The 17,926-nt window shown below is 65.1% G+C and carries 16 protein-coding genes, 1 pseudogene and 1 riboswitch; of the genes and pseudogenes, 7 read left to right on the top strand and 10 right to left on the bottom strand.

The genetic code is table 11. The features are described from left to right. Positions 1-423: transposase (locus QJT82_RS18935; RefSeq protein WP_281446652.1), on the top strand; the 423-nt coding region annotated here is incomplete at its 5' end. 213 nt (positions 424-636) lie between these two features. On the opposite strand, the gene QJT82_RS18930 is transcribed toward QJT82_RS18935, so the two are convergent. The 6 genes from QJT82_RS18930 to QJT82_RS18905 form a co-directional block, all read right to left on the bottom strand. Beyond that, positions 637-792, bottom strand: a complete 156-nt coding sequence (locus tag QJT82_RS18930) for a hypothetical protein (protein WP_168855882.1) — start codon at positions 790-792, stop codon at positions 637-639. Between the two features lie 108 nt (positions 793-900). Then, the gene (gene glyA, locus QJT82_RS18925) at positions 901-2,172 is read right to left on the bottom strand and encodes a serine hydroxymethyltransferase (RefSeq protein WP_028339679.1); all 1,272 of its coding nucleotides are present in this window, start codon (positions 2,170-2,172) and stop codon (positions 901-903) included. A 36-nt stretch (positions 2,173-2,208) separates the two neighbouring features. Further along, a riboswitch (ZMP/ZTP riboswitch) is annotated at positions 2,209-2,294 on the bottom strand. 132 nt (positions 2,295-2,426) lie between these two features. After that, complete coding sequence (locus QJT82_RS18920; protein WP_080686678.1) at positions 2,427-2,873, bottom strand: DUF4440 domain-containing protein; 447 nt, start codon at positions 2,871-2,873, stop codon at positions 2,427-2,429. A gap of 106 nt (positions 2,874-2,979) precedes the next feature. Then, positions 2,980-3,672 (bottom strand): helix-turn-helix domain-containing protein, encoded by a 693-nt coding sequence (locus QJT82_RS18915; RefSeq protein ID WP_028339681.1) that lies wholly within the window; start codon positions 3,670-3,672, stop codon positions 2,980-2,982. A gap of 213 nt (positions 3,673-3,885) precedes the next feature. Continuing rightward, positions 3,886-4,548, bottom strand: coding sequence for a response regulator transcription factor (locus QJT82_RS18910; RefSeq protein ID WP_028339682.1), 663 nt, complete (start codon positions 4,546-4,548; stop codon positions 3,886-3,888). Continuing rightward, on the bottom strand, positions 4,545-5,963 hold the full coding sequence (locus QJT82_RS18905; protein WP_028339683.1) for a histidine kinase: 1,419 nt from the start codon (positions 5,961-5,963) through the stop codon (positions 4,545-4,547). The genes QJT82_RS18910 and QJT82_RS18905 overlap by 4 nt, the downstream gene beginning before the upstream one ends. A 226-nt stretch (positions 5,964-6,189) precedes the next feature. Here QJT82_RS18905 and QJT82_RS18900 point away from each other — a divergent pair, with 226 nt between their 5' ends. The 4 genes from QJT82_RS18900 to QJT82_RS18885 all read left to right on the top strand — a co-directional run bounded on the left by QJT82_RS18900 (position 6,190) and on the right by QJT82_RS18885 (position 10,033). After that, the gene (locus QJT82_RS18900) at positions 6,190-7,125 is read left to right on the top strand and encodes a DUF3280 domain-containing protein (RefSeq protein ID WP_028339684.1); all 936 of its coding nucleotides are present in this window, start codon (positions 6,190-6,192) and stop codon (positions 7,123-7,125) included. A gap of 130 nt (positions 7,126-7,255) precedes the next feature. Then, positions 7,256-8,167: an amino acid ABC transporter substrate-binding protein gene (locus QJT82_RS18895; RefSeq protein ID WP_028339685.1), complete on the top strand. Its 912-nt coding sequence runs from the start codon at positions 7,256-7,258 to the stop codon at positions 8,165-8,167. Positions 8,168-8,427: 260 nt separating this feature from the next. Next, a complete protein-coding gene (locus QJT82_RS18890) occupies positions 8,428-9,444 on the top strand; it encodes an ABC transporter substrate-binding protein (RefSeq protein WP_245288677.1) in 1,017 nt (338 codons plus the stop codon). A 439-nt stretch (positions 9,445-9,883) separates the two neighbouring features. Continuing rightward, positions 9,884-10,033 carry a hypothetical protein gene (locus tag QJT82_RS18885; RefSeq protein WP_018271828.1) on the top strand — a complete coding sequence of 50 codons (150 nt, stop codon included), beginning with the start codon at positions 9,884-9,886 and terminating at the stop codon, positions 10,031-10,033. A gap of 99 nt (positions 10,034-10,132) precedes the next feature. Here the strand turns inward: QJT82_RS18885 and QJT82_RS18880 are convergent. Continuing rightward, positions 10,133-10,318, bottom strand: a pseudogene (locus tag QJT82_RS18880) (hypothetical protein); the annotation flags it as partial. Between the two features lie 471 nt (positions 10,319-10,789). Here QJT82_RS18880 and QJT82_RS18875 point away from each other — a divergent pair. Both QJT82_RS18875 and QJT82_RS18870 read left to right on the top strand, forming a co-directional pair. Then, on the top strand, positions 10,790-11,983 hold the full coding sequence (locus tag QJT82_RS18875; RefSeq protein ID WP_051447774.1) for an NADH:flavin oxidoreductase/NADH oxidase: 1,194 nt from the start codon (positions 10,790-10,792) through the stop codon (positions 11,981-11,983). Between the two features lie 153 nt (positions 11,984-12,136). Further along, on the top strand, positions 12,137-13,495 hold the full coding sequence (locus QJT82_RS18870) for a S41 family peptidase (RefSeq protein WP_028339688.1): 1,359 nt from the start codon (positions 12,137-12,139) through the stop codon (positions 13,493-13,495). A gap of 184 nt (positions 13,496-13,679) precedes the next feature. Here the strand turns inward: QJT82_RS18870 and QJT82_RS18865 are convergent, their stop codons facing one another. From QJT82_RS18865 to trpC, 3 genes are all read right to left on the bottom strand, one after another. Further along, on the bottom strand, positions 13,680-16,412 hold the full coding sequence (locus QJT82_RS18865) for an EAL domain-containing protein (RefSeq protein ID WP_028339689.1): 2,733 nt from the start codon (positions 16,410-16,412) through the stop codon (positions 13,680-13,682). A 160-nt stretch (positions 16,413-16,572) separates the two neighbouring features. Further along, complete coding sequence (gene moaC / locus QJT82_RS18860; protein ID WP_028339690.1) at positions 16,573-17,100, bottom strand: cyclic pyranopterin monophosphate synthase MoaC; 528 nt, start codon at positions 17,098-17,100, stop codon at positions 16,573-16,575. A 4-nt stretch (positions 17,101-17,104) separates the two neighbouring features. After that, positions 17,105-17,926 (bottom strand): indole-3-glycerol phosphate synthase TrpC, encoded by an 822-nt coding sequence (trpC, locus tag QJT82_RS18855; RefSeq protein ID WP_028339691.1) that lies wholly within the window; start codon positions 17,924-17,926, stop codon positions 17,105-17,107.

The raw sequence follows: 17,926 nt of genomic DNA, 5'->3' as shown, positions 1-17,926 counted from the left end.
GACATCAGCGCATTGATTAAAGCCGAAGCGCAGATCGCGGACGATGCGAAGTTAATGCGTTCGCTGCCCGGCGTGGGTCCCGTGGCCTGCATGCAGCTCATCGCGCAGATGCCGGAACTCGGGCGGGTCGGACCGAAACAACTCGCAGCGCTCGCTGGCCTTGCTCCCTTCAACGTCGACAGCGGCGCCTTCCGCGGCAAGCGCAAGATTGCGGGCGGCCGAAAGCGCGTTCGTGACGCCCTTTATATGGCGGCCCTCAACGCAGTTCGCAGAGCTGATCCGTTCAAGGCCTTCTATGCACGACTGCGACAGGCCGGAAAACCAGCCAAACTCGCCCTCATCGCCGTCGCCAGGAAGCTGCTGACGGTCCTCAATGCCATGATGCGAGACCGAAAGCCCTACCTGCAGACCAAACCAACATAACAGTTGCCGGCCTTCGCCGGGACGACGCCGGATGTGTTGTCGCTTGTGCGTCAAACATCCGCATTCTCGCGACATGATTTGTCTGAGCTTTGCTCTTCGTTGCACCCTATATTTTGCTGCGGGGGCTTGTCGCGTCGGGCCACGCGCGCGAGCTTTCAGGGCAGCAAGCGGCTCGACGCCTGCCGGCGGCTTGGTGCCCGCCGGGCGTCGCGCTCACAGCCTGGACAGCGCCAGGCCGAGGTAACCGATCAGCGCACCGGTGCTGAGAATGATGACGACGAGCGCCTGCTCCGAGCGTGCTTGCAAGGTTTTCCGGGTCACGGCGTTGGACGCTCCGTCTTCGAGATCATGCGGTCCAACGAACAGCATCGATTTCCGTTCCGGTCTTTCCCGGGGAACCTTCACGACGTGCCCATGCAGGCCGCACGCCCGGACGAGCGACGCGACGAACGCGGAACAGGAACGCAGGTCGGCTGCCTATGAGGGCGGCGCGATCCCCGGAACGGGGAAAGCGCGGCACATCTCGACGCTGTTCGACCTCAGTCGTTTGACGACCGCTGCATCTCCCTTCGACCGGAGGGATTCCGCAATGAGTTCGGCGATGAGGCGCATTTCGGGCTCGCCCATGCCGCGCGTGGTCGCCGCCGGCGTCCCGAGGCGAATGCCGCTCGGCATGAGCGGCGGACGCGGATCGTCGGGAATGATCTGCTTGTTTGCGGTGATCCCGACGGCGTCGAGGATGTTCTCGGCCGCGCCGCCGTCCAGGCCGACGCTGGCCACCGTATCCACGACCATCATGTGATTGTCGGTTCCGCCGGTGATCAACGTCATGCCGCGTTCCATCAACGCTTCGGCCAGGACCTTCGCGTTGCGCATGACCAGCCTTGCATAGGCCTGAAAATCGGACGTCGATGCCTTCTTCAGCGTGACCGCGGTTCCGGCCACAACGTTCATGTGCGGACCGCCCTGCAATCCCGGGAACACCGACGCGTCAATCTTGCCGGCGAACTCCCGGCGACAAAGAACGATGCCGCCACGCGGCCCGCGAAGCGTTTTGTGCGATGTCGTCGTCATCACGTCGAAACCCGCATCGAGCGGATTGCGCAAGGCGTTGCCGGCGATCAGGCCGCCGTAATGGCTGACGTCGGCCATGGTCAGTGCACCCACCTCATCGGCGATGCTCTTGAAGGACGCATAATCCAGATCGCGCGGATAGGAGCTGTAGCCGCACAGCACCAGCTTCGGACGGACGTGCCGGGCCATGGCGCGGAGCTCATCGAAATCGATGGCGCCGCCGTTTGACGGCTGCGTCTTGTAGCGGGCGAAGTTGAAGAGCCGCCCCATGTGCGACACGGGCGCGCCATGGGTGAGATGGCCGCCGTGTGACAGGTCCATCGCCAATATCGTATCGCCGGGCTGCAGCAGGCCGAGATACACGGCCTGGTTCATTGGCGACCCGGACAGAGGCTGAACATTGGCATGTTCGGCGCGGAACAGCGCGCATGCTCGCTGTCGGGCAAGGTTCTCTATCTGGTCGGTAAATTCCTGGCCGCCGTAATAGCGGCGTCCCGGATAGCCCTCGGAATACTTGTTGGTGAACACCGATCCGAGCAGCTCGAGAACCTCGGGATAGGTGTAGTTCTCCGACGGAATCAGCTCGACGCCGTCTTGCTGGCGGCGCTCTTCGCCCTTGAGCGCAAGGGCAACTTCGGAATCGTTGAGGTGGAGTTCATTGCGGAATGACGGCATGGTCCGGGCTCCCTAAGACGCTGGATCATCAGCTGAACGGGTTGCCCAGGCGAACGGCCATAGAACCCTTCGCGCTTCACCGTGGTCAGTTCCACGTAAGCTCGCCAGTCGCGCGAGGGGCGAATGAGCCTGCGAGCTCATCGCGAGCAGAAGGCTATTCAATCCTCGGCGGTCCCGCAAGGGTTCCATAGCTGGCAGGGTTCCATAGCTGGCGTCGCCGGGAGGCTGACTGCGTAGCAGTAGCACCCGCGAATCTATTCCTTGACGAAAATGTGGGACTTTATCTTCCACTGCCCGTCGGGTTGGCGTTCAAGCAGTCTCACGGTGCTGCCAGAAATTGGCGCCGCCTTCTCATTTACCACTAGCGTGGCCGTGAAATGCGAGGTGGTGTAGGCGTAGTTTCCCATGGACAACACATCGACCAGCTCAACCTTGTGCTCTCTGACGCTTCTTCCCCGCCCGGCAAAGAAACTACGGATTGCCAAAGGGCCGGTGACCGGCTGCGCACCGGGCGGCATCAATCTGCCGTCAGCGGTATACAATGGAAGCAGGGCATCGAAGTCTGCGTTGTTGATGGCGGCATCCCACTTGGCAGCCACAGAGGAAAGTTCGTCGGCAAGTGGGTCTGCTGCTGCATGACCAACGCAAGCACAAGTGAAGATCAAAAGCAGGGCGTATGAAAGAAGAGAAGGGCGGCTCATCCTTGCCTCCTTTAGCTGAGATGCTCAGCGCATGAGCGCATTCGCAAACGCTACAGCTGGGGGAAGCAGGGTCACTAGTCCAAAAAGTGGACTGGAGAGGTGTCTTTCAGCTAGCTAAGACTTGCCCTGCGGCCGCAGACGCCTCACTGGCATATTTGCTACGTGGAAACCAAGCCCGCATGCTGTTCACAAGATGCTTAGGACCGTCGATCTCGATTTTGCCGAGCTCACGCGCCCGTAGCAGCGGCATCTCGTCTACGAAAATCTGCACAAGCGTCAGCAGACTCGCATAGAGGCTGATATCGACCTTGAAGCCGGGGTCATCCCAGCAGAGATCGGCTTCCTCCTTCTTCACAACAAACCACCAGCGCTTCGGCCGAGCGTCCGCAATCTCAATGTACAGCACGAAGTCGCATGGAATGTGCCTTAGATCGAACGAACGGCGCATATTCCACATGAGCCGGCCCGCGTGGAGTTCGTTCGGTGTGAGCTGGCTGCGAGCCCATTTGTGGCCCCAATAGCCCATTGCATCGATAATTGGCCTGGCTTCCCTGGCCGCCTGGGTTGGATGGTACTCCCAATGCCCGTTGTCACCTGGTTGGCGTGAGACTAGCCCGGCCTCTTCTAGAGTTTGCAGGCGCTTGGAGAGGAGGGTCGGCGACATCTGTGGAATGCCGCGGCGAAGCTGGTTGAAGTGGCGGGACCCCAGCAGCAGTTCGCGGAGCAAGAGCGGGGTCCACCGCTCCGTGAGAATTTCCGCAGCTTTGGCTACGGGGCAAAATGATCCATAGCCTTTCATGACGAGAACTTTAGCATCACGAGGGCCACCAAGGTAGTCCAGTCTCTGGACTATGGTCCCAGGCGCGCCAGTATCGAGGCTCTCCTGTTACGCCTGGTACGCGACTTTCTCGGGACTCGGCCATTCGACGATGCGGCTCGATGTTCGGTTTGCCCGGAGGCAAATGCGGCTCGATTTACCGGTACGCGGCCTCGCTGGCGCCGCCACGGAGGCTCAGCGTTCGCCGAGGTCGGTCTGCGTCAGGATACCCTGCCGCAACGCGAGGCGGACCAGCTCGATATCCGTGCCGACGCCGAGCTTGTCCTTGATCAGGGAATGCAGGTTCGCGACCGTCTTCGGGCTGAGGTGCAGCGCCTCGGCGATCTCCTCGGTGGCGTTCTCCGCGAGCAGCATCCGCAGCACCTCGAATTCCCGCGCGGTCAGGAGGTCGGCAGCCTTCCTCTCGCCGGCAAGGTGGCTGAGCGCGAGCTCGTGGTCGATATCCGGGCTGATCGCGATCTTGCCCGACAGCGCATCCATCACGGCGTGCACCAGCGTCTCCGGCGGGCTGGTCTTGGTGACATAGCCGCTCGCGCCGGCGCGGATCGCCTGCACGGCAAAGGCCGCGTTCTGGTGCATGGTGAACACCAGGATTTTTGCGCGCCTGTCCCACTGCCGGAGGCGGCGGATGGCCTCGATGCCGCCGATGCCGGGCATCGACAGGTCCATGATGACGAGGTCGGGCCCGGTCTCCTTGTAGAGGCGGTAGGCCTCGACGCCGTCGGAGGCTTCGGCGACGACGCAGAGGCCCGGCTGCTTCTGCAGCATCGCCCGGTAGCCCTCCCGGACGACGGCGTGGTCGTCGACCAGCATGATGGTTCGCGCCGCATGGCTCATGCCGCGCGCTCCACCGGTGCGGCCTCTCGGCTGGCCGCGACGGGAACGATGACGCGGAGCGAAGAGCCGCTCGGCCGTCCGGTCTCAAAGCTGAGCCGCCCGCCCAGCGCGGCGACCCGTTCGCGCATGCCGAGCAGGCCGAGGCCGGACTTGAGCTGGGGATCGCCTTGTGGATCGCCGGGCTGGCCGTCATCGTCGATCGCGAGCACGATCGCGCTGTCGCCGCCGGGCGCCGCCTCGCGCATCTCAAGCCGCAGCATCACGCGCGTGGCGCCGGCATGCTTGGCGGCGTTGGTGAGCGCCTCCTGCACGATGCGGTAGAGATTGGCGCCGACGGAGGCGGCAAGGCGCTCGAACGATCCCGATACGGTGATCTCGAACCGCGGCTGTCCCCGGCTGCGGCCGTTCCAGCCCGCGACCAGGCCCTCGAGGCTGGCCGCAAGTCCGAGTTCGTCGACATCGGGCGGGCGGAGCCGGAAGAGGGCGCCGCGCAACGTCTCCATCATGTCGGTCGCGGTCCGCGCGATGCCGTCGCATTCGGCGAGCAAAGGCTGGCAATCCGCCGCCGCGGTCTGGCGCGCCGAGGCGGCGAGCGCACGGATGGCGGCCAGCGACTGCCCGAACTCGTCATGCAGCTCGCGCGCGAGGTGCCGGCGCTCCTCGTCCTGCACCAGGATCAGTTTCTGCGTCAGCGCGTTGCGGTCGGAGAGCGCGGCGGAGAGGCGCTCGGCGAGTTGGTTGAAGACGTCGCCGATCGCCGACAGTTCGGCGAGATCGAACGGCGGCAGGCGCGCGGCGAGGTCGCCTGCGGCGATCCGCTCGAGCCCGTCGCGGATTTGCCGCGTCGGACGCAGCGCGCGCGCCAGCGCCGCATAGACCAAAGCGCAGAGCAGCGGCAGTGCGATCATGAACACCGCCATCAGCCGGCCGGCATCGTGCCAGGCCTCGGCGGTCGGCACCGCCGGATCGGTCCAGGCCACCGCCTCGCCAATGGCGTTGCCGCGCGAAACCACCTGCCGCACCGCCTCGCGGCCGGGATCGAACAGGCGGCGATAGAGTGCCGCGAAGGCCAGCGGCGGCGCGGCCGTGTCAGTCTGCGCGCCGCCGCAGAAGCGTTGGCTGATCTCGCCGCTATTGCTGCGAAAGGCGATGCACAGTCCCGGCGTCATGACCGTAGCGGCAACGCTGTCGAGATCGGGAAAGTCGGAACGCGCATTGTTCAGCCACTGGATCTTGCTCTGCTGCAGCTCCAGCGTCTTGGCGGCGACATCGGCAACGGCCGCGATCCGCCCGCGCACCGAGCGGTCGGCCTCGATCAGGAAATAGCCGGAGATGACAGCAAAGCAGAGCGTCGAGACGATCGCCACGCGCAACGTCAGCCGCAGTTTCAGATCGCTTCCGGACCAATTCCACATTGGCGTATCCTCAAGATCGCAGACGAGCCTCAGTGCGCGATCGCGGGCAGGGCCGTCAGGCACATTAAACGGCAGAACGGAGGCGCCGAGAAGCGCCGCTATGGGCGCGGAGCATCGTCGTGAAATTTTCCCGGCACCGGGCGGGAGGCACTCCGCTGCGGCGCGGAGGCCCGCCGGCCTAGGCTGCGACCGACCCGCCCGCACCAGCAGCTGAAAGGCCCCAATCATGCGTCAGCCCCGTCTCGTTCTGCTCTCTGTTGCTTTGATCGGCCTGCTGGCCGGAATCTGTCCTCTGCGCGCCGAGACCGGCGCCGCAACGGTGTTCCCGCTTGGCGTCAGCATCGACGATTTCGGCTATGTTGATACGTCGGGCGAGGTGATCGACCAGACCGCTGCGCACCAGAGGCGGCTGGATGCGTTGATGCGGACGCTGCGCGCCGATGTCGCCGCGGAGCCGTACTATCGCCTGGTGCCATCGACGGCGCCCGCGGGCGAGGCCCGGATCAAGGTTGTCGGCGGCGTGCAGAAGATGAGCACGCTGATCCAGTGGGCCAAGGTGGCGGTCATCGACGTCAGCGCGAGCCAGGTGCTCTACGAGAAGCTCTACACGTTTCGCGGCGACACTGACGAGGCATGGGACCACGCGGCGATGTTCGTGTCGCGCGAGGTGCGCCGCGCCCTTGCAGCCGCGCTGCCGCCGGCGCAGACCGCCGCCGCGGCGCCGATCGGGCTTGCGGTGTTCGAATTCGAGCTCGAGGATACCTCCGCGGCAACCGCGTCCGGCCTTGCCGGCTCCGATGCAGCCTATCTCGCCGATGTCACGAAGGGCGTGCGTGACCGGCTTGCGCAGTCGGGCCGCTACCGCCTGGTCGATACCGGCGGCGCGACCGCGGAGCCCGTCAAGGCACATGCGCTGCGCGACTGCGACGGCTGCGAGGCCGCGATTGCGCAGCAGCTCGGCGCCGATCAATCGCTGATCGGCGTGATCAGGCGGGTCAGCCGGACCGAATACACGGTCGGCTTCCAGCTGCGCGACGCCCGCAGCGGCGCGGTCGTCTCACGCGGCGACAGCGGCCTGCGGATGGGCGCCGATTATTCCTGGACCCGTGGCGCGGTCCGCCTGGTCGGCGACCGCCTGCTCGAGGGCGGGGCGCAGCGCTAGGGATGCGCGCGGCTGCAACTTTGGCAGGCGGACCATAGCAAAGTGCGATAGCTGCTAGACACACCGTCATCTGGCTCCGGGCTCACGCGTGCGCTATCACCGCCGTCTGATCACCGCACAGGAGCCGCCGATGCGTTTGCCCGCCATCTTCTTCGCTCTCACGCTCGCCGCAAGCCCCGCGGCAGCCGAGGAGCTGTCGGGCACGCTGCAGAAGATCAAGGAAACGAAGAAGGTCACGCTCGGCTTTCAGGAGGCTTCCGTTCCCTTCAGCTATCTCGACGACAATCAGCGGCCGATCGGCTTTGCGCTCGACATCTGCCTGAAGATCGTCGATGCCGTGAAGAAGGAGCTCGGCGTATCTGACATCGCCGTCGACTACCTCCCGGTGACCTCGTCGAACCGCATTCCGTTGATGGTCAACGGCACGATCGATCTGCATTGCTCGGCGACCACCAACAGCGCGGACCGCCAGAAGCAGGTGACCTTCACCAACACGCACTTCCTCAGCGCGACACGCTTTGCCGCCAAGAAATCCGCAGGCATCAACACGATCGACGATCTCAAGGGCACGTCGGTCACCGCTGTTGCGGGCTCGGTGAACCTCACGCAGCTCATCAAGGTCAACACCGAACGCAAGCTCGGCATCAACGTCCTCCCGGCCAAGGACCAGGCCGAGGCGTTCCTGATGCTGGAGACCGATCGCGCCCAGGCCTACGCGCTCGACGACGTCCAGCTTGCCGTTGCGATCGCGCGATCGAAGCAGCCTTCGCTCTACATGATCAGCGAGGAGGCGTTCTCGAAGGCAGAGCCCTTCGGCATCATGCTGCGCAGGGAGGACACCCCGTTCAAGGCGCTCGCCGACCGCGCCACGGCGGAGCTCTACAAGAGCCCCGAGATCGAGGTCATGTACAGGAAGTGGCTGGAAGCGCCGACCCCGCCGAAAGGTATCAATTACAACGTGCCGATGTCGCCGGCGCTGCGCCACGCCTTCGCCAATCCGAGCTCGAGCTTCGATCCCGATGTGTACGAGGTTGCGAAGTAGCAGAAAGCAGTCCGCATGAGCAAAGCGACATGCGGGTAAGGTCCAGCTTAAATCGATGGCGGGACCCCGGATATCGCGCTCGCTCATCCGGGCTACAATTGGCCGACAGGGCGGCGGAAAACAGATCGCCGCGTCCAGCCATCAATCCATGGAACGGCTTTTCGCGCGCATGGCGAAAAACGAAATAGCGTCTCATATACATCGGGCGGTTTTCTCTTAAGCTCGCAGCAGTTGTGACTGTTGTTCAGGAGCTCAAGCCGGTGACCACGCCATTTTCGCTTTCGCGACGTTCTGCGCTCGGCGTGCTTGCCGGAAGTCTGATCACCGGCGGTGCGCGCGCGGAGACCGGGTCGGGGGGCGGCACCGATCTCAGCGGCGTCACATTGCGCGTTGCCTACTACAAGGGCGGCTGGCGCCAGCTGTTGCAGGCCGCGGGCGAGGACAAGACGCCGTACAGGATCGAGTGGAACGAGCTCAACAACGGTGTGCTCCACATCGAGGCCTTGAACGGGGACGCGCTCGACATCGGTTCGGGCAGCGAGATTCCGGCGATGTTCGCGGCGCGCCAGAATGCCAAGGTGCGCTTCGTCGCCGTCACCCATGAGGATCTCAACATCCAGGTCACGGTGGCGGCGAAAGACGCGCTGATCCATTCGATCCCTGATCTCAAGGGAAAGCGGGTCGGCTATGTGCGCGCGACCACGGCGCATTATTTCCTCGCCAAGCAACTCGAGGAAGCCGGCCTTGCGTTTGGCGATATCGAGGCCATCAATCTGACGCCGTCCGACGGTTATTCGGCGTTCGCCTCCGGCAAGCTCGATGCCTGGGCGATCTACGGTTATAACGGGCAACTCGCGATCGCCAAGCAGGGCGCGCGGCTGCTCAAGACCGGCGCCGGCTATCTCTCGGGGAATTTCCCGATCTACGCCAATCCGAAGGCCGTCGACGATCCGCTGCGTCACGCGGCCGTGAGCGATCTGCTGCTGCGGATCCAGCGCGCTTATGCGTTCGCCAACAAGAATTTTCCGGTGTATGCGGCCGCGCAGGTGGCGGAGACGCATCTGCCGTTGCAGGACATCCTCGACCAGTTCGCCCGTCGCAGCGACGACTTCGCGCTCGCCGGGGTGACGCCTGACGTGCCGGAGACGCACCAGAAGGTCGCCGACACCTTCCTCAAGCTCGGCGTGCTCGACGCGCGCGCGGAGGTTGGAAAATTCTGGGACACCAGCTTCAACGAAGCAATCGCGGCGGGCGCGGCGAGGCTCGCGAAGCTCTGACCGCGATCTGGCCTGTATAGGCTACGTCATTTGCGGGCGCGCCCGCGCAAATCGATTGTGATTCTCGGAGATCGTGCACTCACCCCGCGACCAACAGTGGTCTGCGTGCTACGCCAATGATTTACGGCCCCAGCGTGACGGCTGGGGCCGCAGGTGGTGGTGTGTGCCTCTGGGGCAATGAATCAGAGGACAGCCGGTGAACCGCACACCGATGACAATGTTCCAACAGGCTGCGGCCGGCCGTGCCATGCTGCCATGCAGACTGAGAAGCTTGCGGACCGCGCCAGGACCGTACCATCATGACGTCGGCCGGCCAGAATCGAATGCGGGCCCGGTGGACGCCCCCCAGCGTCGGCTCTCGGCCCCAAAGGGTGCCGGGGTCACATTTCCGCTTGCAGCTGATTTTTCCTGTTATGCCGATTGTTCTGCGGAGCCGACATTGAACCACGACGCATTGGCCAAGCTCACCGTCACCATCATTGTTCTGGTCGCGTTGCTGGTATGGCGCGTCGCCGACCAGAAGAAGTCGATTGAATGCGGAGCAAATTGCCCGACCGACCTCTCCGCGAGCCGGAAGGCCGCTCAATAGGATCGGAACGATTTCGCTCGACGGCTCGTGTCGAACCTGCGCCGATCAGCGAACTTTGCCGGCCCGGGTTACGGCCGCCTGGTCAGCATGGCGCGCAGTCTAGCGCTTTGCGGGTGGGCCGCTCTTGTTGCCGGGCTGTCCCTTGATGTTCGACGGATCCTGTTCCTGGACATGCAGGTTTTGCGAGTTCGAACCGACCGTGCCTTGCTTGGCGGGCGGCCCGCTCTTGTTGCCCGGCGCGCCGGCGATCCCGGTTCCGGAACTCTGAGCGCTCGGAGACGTCGTGGCATCTGGGGAACCGGCAGCGGTATCGGGGCGTCCCGGAGGCGTTGCGGCCGCGCCGGGCCTGTCCTGATCGCCGACATAGCCGGATTCACCGGAGTTGCGGGTCTTGGCGCCCTTGTCGGCTTCGTTTTGCAGGTTCTGGGCAGCCGCGTGTTGCGCCAGGATCGGGCCGGTTGCCATGGCACCGGCGATGAGCAGTGCGATCGTGCGGGTCCTCATGAGTGTCCCTCCTCTGGGTTGCCGGGGGACAACACGCATCGCGATCATCATTTCCTATGCGGGCGAAAAATCGCCGCGAGGGAACAGGATGGCGAACGTGCCGCGGCTCGCTTCGGCGCCGCCATGCCGCGATCCGTTTGAGCGGCCAGACCGCCGGCGTGCCTCTATCGGCCATCGCGCGGTGCGTATATCGTCCGCGCCAAACACAAGATCGGTCCCGCGCGCCGGGTAACGACGCATAATGAGGAAGCGATGTCCGACATGCTGCTGTTTTCGCCAATGACCATCCGCGGCGTCACGCTGAAGAACCGCATCGTGGTGCCGCCGATGCACCAATATTCCGCCGAGAAGGGCTTTCCGACCGACTGGCATCTGATGAATGCCGGCAAGTTCGCCGCCGGCGGCGCCGGTCTCGTGATCGTCGAATCGACCAAGGTCGAGCGGCGCGGCTGCGGCACGATCGGCGATCTCGGCATCTGGGACGACAAGTTCATCGCGCCGCTCAGCCGCCTGGTGGGCTTCATCAAGCAGCAGAACGCGATCGCCGGCATCCAGCTCGGCCATTCCGGCCGCAAGGCGCGTGCGAGCCGGCCCTGGGAGGGCGATCGTCCGCTCGAACGCACCGCCGAGATCGAGGATTGGGATGCCTGGACGCCGGTGGCGCCGAGCGCGATCGCCCATAGCGAGCGCTGGCCGGTGCCGCGCGCGCTGGACACGCACGAGGTGAAGGACCTCGTCGCGGCCTGGGGGCAGGCGGCACGACGCGCGCATCAGGCGGGGTTCGAGGTGCTGGAACTGCACGGCGCCCATGGCTATCTCGTGCACGAATTCCTCTCCGGGCGCTCCAACCAGCGCAGCGACCAATATGGCGGCCCGGAAGCCAACCGGATGCGCTTCCTGATCGAGGTCACCGAGGCGGTGCGGGCGCACTGGCCGGATCACAAGCCGCTGTTCGTGCGGCTGTCGGTCGAGGACAATGCCGGCTGGGGCCCGGAGCAGAGCGCGCGGCTCTCCAGGATCCTGAAAGCGAAGGGCGTCGATGTGATCGACTGCTCATCGGGCGGAATCAGCGAGATGGCGCCGATCCTGGGCAAGGAGATCAAATACAACTATCAGGTGCCGCTCGCGGAATATGTCCGCGCCCATGCCGATATCATGACCATGGCGGTCGGCCTGATCATCCACGGGGACCAGGCCGAGCAAATCCTGCGTGATAAACAAGCAGATTTGATCGCAGTCGGCCGGGAAATCCTCAATAACCCGAACTGGCCGATGGACGCCGCGCTCAAGCTCGGCGTCGAGGGGCCGTTCCGCAATGTTCCTCCGCAGTTCGGCTATTGGCTGGGCACGCGGGCCAAGCGCGGATTCGGCACCCAGCCGTCGACCTGGCAGAACGGGTTGCGGGAGACTGGGCCAAAGGCCGACGAAAGGCTGACAGGGGGCTGACAAGAGGCCGATCCGGGCACCGTGACAGGACCGTAATGGTCCGGTGACAGGGCGGCCTTGATCCGACCAAAAAGCCGTTGTGTGGTGCCCCGCGTCGGGGTGGGGCCGAATGTTGCGAAACGTTGCCGGCCGTTAGCGAAGGGATCACGGATAATGCGCAAACATGTTGGCTTCTTGCTCGGGACGGTCGCGGGCGCGTGTCTCACCCTGCTCGTGGCCTCGCCGCAGGGCGCGCATCTGTTCGCCGTCGCCAACGCCGCCGCGCATTCCGACAACAGCAACACCTATTCGCAGCTCAATCTGTTCGGCGAGGTGTTCGAGAAGGTCAAGACCGACTACGTCGAGAAGCCCGAGGACTCCAAGCTCGTCGAGGGCGCGATCAACGGCATGATCTCCTCGCTCGATCCGCACTCCCGCTACATGAACGAGAAGGGCTGGGCGGAGATGCAGGAGACCACGCATGGCGAGTTCGGCGGGCTCGGCATCGAGGTCACGATGGAGGACGGCTTCGTCAAGGTGGTGGCGCCGATCGACGACACGCCGGCCTCGCGCGCCGGCATCATGTCGGGCGACGTGATCACCTCGATCGACGACGACCAGATCCAGGGCATGACGCTCGACCAGGCCGTCAACAAGATGAAGGGCGCGCCCAACAGCTCGATCCGGCTGAAGATCATCCGCAAGGACGCCGACAAGCCGATCGAGGTCTCGATTACGCGCGAGGTCATCCGCGTGCGTCCGGTGAAGTATCACGTCGAGGGCGGCGACATCGGCTATATCAGGATCACCTCGTTCAACGAGCAGACCACCGAGGGCCTGCGCAAGGCGGTCGGCGATATCCAGAAGCAGGTCCCGCAGGACAAGCTCGCCGGCTACGTCGTCGACCTCCGCAACAATCCCGGCGGCCTGCTCGACCAGGCGGTCTCGGTGACCTCGACCTTGATGCAGCGCGGCGAGGTGGTCTCGACCCGCGGCCGCAATCCCGAGGAAACCCAGCGCTTCACCGCGCATGGCGGCGACATGACCAAGGGCAAGCCGCTCGTCGTGCTGATCAACGGCGGCTCGGCCTCGGCCTCCGAGATCGTCGCCGGCGCGCTGCACGACCACAAGCGCGCGACCCTGATCGGCACCCGCTCGTTCGGCAAGGGCTCGGTGCAGACCATCATTCCGCTCGGCACCGGCAATGGCGCGTTGGCACTGACCACGGCGCGCTATTTCACCCCGTCGGGCCATTCGATCCAGGCGCTCGGCATCAAGCCTGACATCGAGGTGCTGCAGGACGTGCCGGACGAGTTCAAGACCCGCTCGGAAATCAAGGGCGAGGCCTCGATGCGCGGCCATCTCTCCGCCGAGGGCGCCGAGCAGACCGGCTCGCAGTCCTACGTCCCGCCGGACGAGAAGAATGACAAGGCGCTGGCTGCCGCCTTCAACCAGCTGCGCGGCGTCACCGTCAATGCCGATGCCAAGAACGCCGACACCAAGGCCGCGCAGAAGCGGCCGGTGCCGAACTAGAACCGGTAGCCCGGATGGCTCCATCCGGGCTACGCAGCTGCCAAAATATCGAAAACAACCCCATGCAAAGGAGCCCGCGGTGGCTGGCGCTCGACCAATTTGACACGTCGGGCAATTTCAGGGTATTCTTCTAATATTCCGAAATTGTGCAGACGCCCCTCGGGCTCCCGACTTCCGAGCAGCCTTATGCCGCGCCGGCGACGGGTTTGCGCCGGCGCGCGGTGCTCGCTCCCGCGGCGGGGCCGCGGCAATGCCCGGCCAGCAGCTCGCGGATCTGGGCTGCCGGTTTCGGCGGGCTGAACAGATAGCCCTGCATTTCCGAGCAGCCGAGCTCGCGCAGCAATTGCTGCTGCTGCGCGGTCTCGACGCCTTCCGCCGTCGTCGTCATGCTGCGCTCGGCGGCGATGTTGACGACGGCCTCGACGATGCCGGCCGAGCCCTGCGGATCGGCGATGTCGGTGACGAAGCAGCGGTCGATCTTGATCTTGTCGAACGGGAACCGTTTCAGGTAGCTCAGCGACGAATAGCCGGTGCCGAAATCGTCGAGCGCGATCCTGATGCCGATGGCGCGCAGCTGGTGCAGCGCGGCCAGCGCGGTCTCGTCGTCGCGGATCAGCACCGCCTCGGTGATCTCGAGCTCGAGCCGGCTCGCTGACAGCCCCGACGATGCAAGCGCCGCGATCACCTTGAGCGCCAGCGTGCCGCTGCGGAACTGCACCGGCGAGACGTTGACGGCGAGCCTGACGTGGTCGGGCCAGTTCACGGCTTCCTTGCAGGCCGTCATCAGCACCCATTCGCCGAGCTGGTTGATCAGGCCGGTCTCTTCGGCGATCGGCACGAATTCGGCCGGCGAGATCATGCCGCGCTGTGGATGACGCCAGCGCACCAGCGCCTCGCAGCCGGTGATCTCGTTGCTGCGCAGGTCGACGCAGGGCTGGTAATGCACTTCGAGCCCGCTGCCGGCGGCGATCGTCTGCCGCAGCTCCATCTCGAGCTCGCGGCGGGCGCGGGCGTCGGCATCCATCGCCGGCTCGAAGAAGCGGAAGACGCGCCGGCCGGCCGATTTCGCCGCATACATCGCAAGGTCGGCGTTCTTCATGATCTGGTCGAGATCGGTGCCGTCCTTCGGCGCCCGCGCGATGCCGATGCTGGCGTCGGTCGTGACCTGGTGGCCGAGGCATTGATAGGGCGCGCGGATCACCTCGTAGATGCGCGCGACGAGGTCGGTGACCTCGGCCTCGCTCTTCACCCCGGTCTGCACGATCGCAAACTCGTCGCCGCCGAGGCGGGCGACGAAATCGCCGTCGCCGATCACGCCGCTCAGCGTCCGCGCCACGGACTTGAGAAGCTCGTCGCCGACCATGTGGCCGAGCGAGTCGTTGACGCCCTTGAATTCGTCGATGTCGATATAGAGCACGGCAAGCTGGCTGTCGGGCGTGACATGCGGCAGCTCGCGCCTGATCTCCTCGTGGAACAGCGCGCGGTTCGGCAGGTCGGTGAGTGCATCGTAATGGGCGAGATGCGTGATGCGCTCCTCGGCACGGCGGCGCTCGGTGACGTCCTCGTGGGTCGCAAGCCAGCCGCCGTCGGCCAGCGGCTCGTTGACGACCTGAACCGAGCGCCCGTCGGGCGTCGTGATCACCATCGTGTTGCGGATGCCGACGTCGCGCAGCACGAGATTGACGTAGCGCTCGACGTCGCCCTGGAACGAGCCGGTCCGGTGACGATGCACGATGACATCGCGGAAGCTGCAGCCGGGCCTGATGATGTCGGCCGACAACCCGTACATCTCGATATAGCGCCTGTTGCAGATCACGAGGCGCTGCGCGGCATCGAACAGCAACAGCCCCTGCGTCATGTTGTTGACGGCGGTGTCGAGCCGGAGCTTCTCCAGCGTCAGGCGCTGCTGCTGGGCGCGATGCTGCTGCACCAGCTTGCGCACCACCAGCGTCAGCAGGATCGCGATCGCCAGCACCGAGATGCTGGTCACCGCGATCAGGATGCCGATCTGCTCGCGCCAGTTGGCGAGCGCCGCCTCCGTGGTGCTCGTCGCGACGACGACGATCGGGAATTTGGTCAGTGCCCGCGACGACACGAGGCGGTCCTTGCCGTCGACCGGGCTGGCGAGCCGCGTCGTGCTCTGCGGCAGCTCGAACACCTGCTGCTGATTGACCGGACCGTTGCGGAAGTTCCTCCCGATCAGCTCCTCGACATGGGGATAGCGCGCCAGCAGCGTGCCGTCGCGATGATGCATCGAGATCGCGGCGCCGTCGCCGAGCGCCACTGTGGAGAAGAACTTCTCGAAGGTCGCCGGCTCGATGCCGCGGCCAACCACGCCGAGGAATTCGCCATGCGGTCCGGTGACCTTGCGGACGATGACGGTGGTCCAGTTTCCGGTGACGCGGCTGACCACCGGCGCGACTTGCATGTCGGGCGAATAGGGGCTCGACTTGAAGATCTGGAAGTAGGGGCGATCGGCAATGCTGGCCTGCGGCAGCGGCCACGCGCCCGAGCTGTTGATCAGAACGCCGTCGGCGTCGAACACGTTGAGGCTGCCGACATTGGACAGCGCGTCCATCTTGGATTTGAGCATCGCATGGATGTCGGCGGCCGACATCCGGCGCTTGTAATTCTCCAGTGTCGCGATTGCGTTGTCGCGCATGAACGCGATCAGGTCGCGCTGGACGACCTCGAGATCGTCGAGCTGCTGGTCGAAATGCCGCGCCAGCAGCAGCACGGTGTTCTCGAGCTCGCGCTCGCTGTTGTGCAGTGCGCGATCGCGGAAATTCTCCGCCATCAGCGTGGCGCCGATCGCGATCGCGGCCATCAAGACGGCGCCGCCGAGGATCAGCCAGCGGATCGGACCGCTGCCGATCACCGAGGTGATGTTGAACGAGGCGCTGCCGTTTGGATTCATGTGCCGCAATCGCTTCCAGGCGTTTCACCCGGAAGTAGGTTTCGTGCACCCCCGGCCCGCGAAAGTCGTATCCAATCGAAATGGAGCGCGGGTTAGCGAGATTGGTTAACAAAACCTTGCGGGCATTCGCGACAGGCCGTCGCTTGCGCATCGGTTGCGATCACGCGCCGGCGCGATAGTGCCCGGACTTGCCGCCGATCTTCTCGACGAGATGGATGCCCTCGATGCGGATGCCGCGGTCGACCGCCTTGACCATGTCGTAGATTGTCAGGCATGCGACCGAGACTGCGGTCAGCGCCTCCATTTCGACGCCGGTCGGCCCCGTCACCTTGACGCTGGCGCGGACGATGCAGCCGGGCAGCTTGCCGTCGGGTGTGATGTCGATCGTGACCTTGGTCAGCGCCAGCGGGTGGCAGAGCGGGATCAATTCCGAGGTTCGCTTCGCCGCCATGATGCCGGCAATCCGCGCCGTCGCCAGCACGTCGCCCTTCTTGGCCTGGCCGGTTTCGATCAGCGCCAGCGTCGCCTTGCTCATCACGACGCGGCCTTCGGCGACGGCGGTCCGCTCGGTCGCGGGCTTGGCCGAGACGTCGACCATGCGCGCCTCGCCCTTGGCGTCGATGTGGGTGAGGGCGGTGCCGGGGCCGGACTGCTCGGCCTTGGTCTTGCCCTTGCTCTTCCGCGCCATTGCGTCAGCGCGTGGCGGTGGCGCGCGGGGCGGCCTGCCGCGTCAGCAAGGCGCGGGTCGCCGCGGTAACGTCCTGCTGCCGCATCAGGCTTTCACCGACCAGGAAGGTCGACATCCCGACCCGTTCGAGCCGGGCGAGATCGTCAGGCGTGAAGATGCCGCTCTCGCCGACCATCAGGCGGTCGCGCGGGATCAGCGGCGCCAGCGCCTCGCTGGTCGCGAGCGTGGTCTCGAAGGTACGCAGATTACGGTTGTTGACGCCGATCATCGGCGAGCGAAGTTTCAAGGCACGGTCAAGCTCGGCGCGGTCGTGGATCTCGACCAGCACGTCCATGCCGTAGCCGAGCGCGGCGTCCTCGATCTCCAGGGCCGCCGCGTCGTCGAGCGCGGCCATGATGATCAGGATGCAGTCGGCGCCATGGGCGCGCGCTTCCGCCACCTGGTAGGTGTCGAACATGAAATCCTTGCGCAGCACCGGCAGGCTGGTTGCGGCGCGGGCAGCGACCATGAAGTCGAGATGGCCCTGGAACGAGGGCGCGTCGGTCAGCACCGACAGGCAGGCCGCGCCGCCGGCCTCATAGGCTTTCGCGAGCGCGGGCGGATCGAAATCGGCCCGGATCAAACCCTTCGAAGGCGAGGCCTTCTTCACTTCAGCGATCAGCGCATAGTCGCCGCGCGCATGCTTGTCCTTGAGGGCGCGGACGAAGCCGCGCGGGGCCGAGGCCGATCTGGCCTGCGCCTCGACCTCGGCGAGCGGATGGGCGCGCTTCGCGGCGGCGATCTCCTCGCGCTTGTAGGCCTCGATCTTGGTCAGGATGTCCGACAT

The sequence above is a fragment of the Bradyrhizobium sp. Mp19 genome (assembly GCF_029952935.1).
GTDB classification, from domain to species: domain Bacteria; phylum Pseudomonadota; class Alphaproteobacteria; order Rhizobiales; family Xanthobacteraceae; genus Bradyrhizobium; species Bradyrhizobium elkanii.
This window is presented reverse-complemented; position numbering and strand designations above follow the sequence as displayed.